This is a genomic window from Mucilaginibacter paludis DSM 18603, assembly GCF_000166195.2.
In the GTDB taxonomy this organism is placed as follows: Bacteria; Bacteroidota; Bacteroidia; order Sphingobacteriales; family Sphingobacteriaceae; genus Mucilaginibacter; species Mucilaginibacter paludis.
In genome coordinates this window covers 6,926,872-6,929,871 of record NZ_CM001403.1, presented here as the reverse complement: position 1 = coordinate 6,929,871, position 3,000 = coordinate 6,926,872, and the positions used below count along the sequence as shown (strand labels likewise).

Genomic DNA, 3,000 nt, shown 5'->3' with positions numbered 1-3,000 from the left:
TCTGCTGGCCATCCTTCACCACAAAATAACGTACCAGGCCCGATACAATAAAGGCAATATCGTTACAAACCGTTCCGGCCTGTGAAAAAAGTTCTTTTTTATGCAGATTTTTAAACCGCAGGTGCGATTGAAAAATTTGCCATTCCTCATCATTTAAAATTATAAATGCTTCCAGGTATTTCCTGAAGAGGCCAAACTTGTTCTCAATTAGCGTACCCATAACCTGTCAATTAAAAAAAATACGGCAAACACCACGCTGGCTATGCCATTGGTAGTCATGAAGGCGAAATTTACACGGCTTAAATCGTTCGGTTTAACCAGCATGTGCTGATAGATTAGCATGCTGCAAAAGAAAACGATACCTAAGTAATAGGGCCAGCCCACAACGGTATAAACAGCAGGCAGCATAATAAATATGGCCGAGAGTACGTGCAAAAAAGTAGATAGGCGGAGCGCGTTTATCTTACCCAGGTAGGCGGGGATGGAGTGCAGCTTCTCGGCACGGTCAAAATCCTCATCTTGCAGAGCGTAAATAATATCGAAGCCGCTTACCCAGCATAAAACAGATAGCGAGAAAAATATAGGCAACAGTGCAAATTGGCCGGTAACTACCAGGTACGCGCCAATAGGGGCTAACGACAGACCAAGGCCCAACACTAAATGGCAAAGGGCGGTAAAGCGTTTGGTTGCGCTGTAACCCAATACAACCAGCAAGGCCACCGGTGACAGGTAGAAACACAGGCTGTTAATAAACCAGGTGGTGGCTATAAACAGGGCGCAGTTAATCAGCGTGAAGGTTAATGCGGCTTGCGCGGTTAACCTGCCTGCCGGTATATCGCGCACTTTGGTACGCGGGTTTTTGGCATCAATATCCCGGTCCAGGTAGCGGTTAAACGCCATGGCCGAGTTACGCGCAAAAACCATGCACATCAGCATACAAACCAGCTTTTGCCACTCAAACGGGTGGTTGGTGGTAGTCACTGCCAAAAAGAAGCCAATGATGGCAAACGGCATGGCAAAGATGGTATGCGAGAAGGTGACTAATGAGAGGTATTTTTTCATATTTGTTAAAAGTTGCCCTCTGTTTAAAGGGGGATTATATGTTGTGCTTTAAATAGTGATCTCTTTTCTATCTCACAAAACACACCCCTTGCCCCTCTCGAGAGGGGAGCCTCCTTCGCTGGCCCAAATTGCAAAAGCGGCGGCCCGCGCGATTCCCCTCTCGAGAGGGGAGCCTCCTTTACTGGCTCGAATTGCAAAAAGCGGGGGGGCGTATTCTGCGCTATACTCCTAACTAAACTCCCTGATTTTTCCCGCCACCAAACATGGCGGCGGCGGCTTTGTAATCAAAATTATTATTAATCGATCCAACAAAATTCAAAACCTCTTCGCGGCCGGTTTGTAGTTCGGCCGAGGTAATGAAAATAGTTGGTATATCCTCAAATGTGGTGAGTAAGGCTTTTTTAAAGGCGCTCACATTCTGGTCGGTTTTAACGCGCGACTGCTTATCGGCCTTGGTGAAGATCAAGGCGAACGATAGTCCTTTTTCGCCAAGCCAGTTGCAAAATTCAAGGTCTATTTTTTGCGGCTCAAGGCGGCTGTCTATCAGCACAAAAACCGTTTGCAAACTTTCGCGCTTATCCAGGTAAGTACGTATAAATTTATTCCAGTCTTCCTTTTTACTTTTCGATATCCGGGCGTAACCGTATCCGGGTAAATCCACCAGGTACCAGTTATCGTTAATCAAAAAATGATTAATCAACTGGGTTTTACCCGGTGTTTGCGATGTTTTGGCAAGGCCCTTTTTATCAACCAGCATATTAATTAACGATGATTTACCAACGTTAGAGCGGCCAATAAAAGCATACTCGGGCTTTACAGCCGGTGGTAGTTTTGATACCTGGGTGTTGCTGCAAACAAAATCGGCACTTTTTACAATCATGCCGCAAAGTTAATGCTTATTTAGTTATTGCCTTGTTAAACTTAAACAGCAATGTTAAAAGGAAATATCTTTTTATAATTTGCGATTGAACATCGGTAATAGAGTTTGCCCCGGCGTATTGGTAGGCGCTCACATTTTGGTTAAAAATATCGTAGCAGGAAAGCTTGATTTCGCCCCGGTCTTTTTTGAGCAACTGGTGGGCAAGGCTCATGCTAACCAAATTAATACTTTTTTGAAATCCAGCGCTGGCCAGTGGGTTATAAGTGTAATTATAACTGCCTTCAATATCGATTTTGCCGGGTAGGTGGCTCATGAAATGGGTATCAACACTGTGCGACGTATAAGCCACATTATTGTAATTAACGCCTGTGTACGTAGTAATGTTACGGTTTATGGAGTAAGCAGGTTCAAACTCGATAATATCCTTCCAATTGACAGACAGCCGCCCGGAAGCACTTATGGAATAATTGTTCTGGAAGCCTTCGTCCTGGTTGAGCTGAAAAAAATTGTGGTATACATAACTAAAAATGTTGGTTGAAACTCCAATAGTGATATCGTTAATTTTTTTAAATTTTTTACCGATGTTAAATCCAAGCGAACCATTATACTGTCCGTTACGGTTAACCGGAGAACTTGTAGATGCGCCTACGCTGCTAATGGTGCGTCGCCGGTAAACACTGTTTTCCTCAAGGGTAAAATTGCTGTACACGCTGGTGTTAACCTGGCTCTCGGGCTTGTAGCTGTAATAATTGGCCGAAAAATTATTCCTTTTAGTTGGTTTTAAATCGGGATTGCCTGTATAGCTTGATACCGGGCTATACACATATTTAATAGGCTGCAAATCGTTAATGCTGGGTTGCGATATGTTGGCATCGTAACTTAGCGTCATATCGCCCAGGCTTAACCTGAGGTTGGGCAATATAAAAAGATAGTTTTGGTTAAGATCTGGTATGTTTTTATTGAATTGGTTATCAATTTGTTGCCATTGTGTTGAAAGGCCGGCTACCAATGTTATTTTTTTAGTGATGTTATAAGTGATGCCGGGGTGTACACTTTCT

4 protein-coding genes are annotated in these 3,000 nt (G+C 43.6%); all 4 read right to left on the bottom strand.

Annotated elements, in window-relative coordinates; translation table 11 throughout:
- Positions 1–220, bottom strand: a 220-nt coding sequence (locus MUCPA_RS38430) for a cyclic nucleotide-binding domain-containing protein (protein ID WP_040626648.1), incomplete at its 3' end; no start/stop codon positions are given.
- Positions 208–1,062 carry a UbiA-like polyprenyltransferase gene (locus MUCPA_RS29375; protein ID WP_008511454.1) on the bottom strand — a complete coding sequence of 285 codons (855 nt, stop codon included), beginning with the start codon at positions 1,060–1,062 and terminating at the stop codon, positions 208–210. The genes MUCPA_RS29375 and MUCPA_RS38430, both read right to left, overlap by 13 nt.
- Before the next feature lie 232 nt (positions 1,063–1,294).
- The gene (gene yihA, locus MUCPA_RS29370) at positions 1,295–1,942 is read right to left on the bottom strand and encodes a ribosome biogenesis GTP-binding protein YihA/YsxC (protein ID WP_008511452.1); all 648 of its coding nucleotides are present in this window, start codon (positions 1,940–1,942) and stop codon (positions 1,295–1,297) included.
- A 16-nt stretch (positions 1,943–1,958) separates the two neighbouring features.
- The coding region (locus MUCPA_RS29365) for an outer membrane beta-barrel protein (protein WP_008511499.1) at positions 1,959–3,000 on the bottom strand (1,042 nt) is incomplete at its 5' end.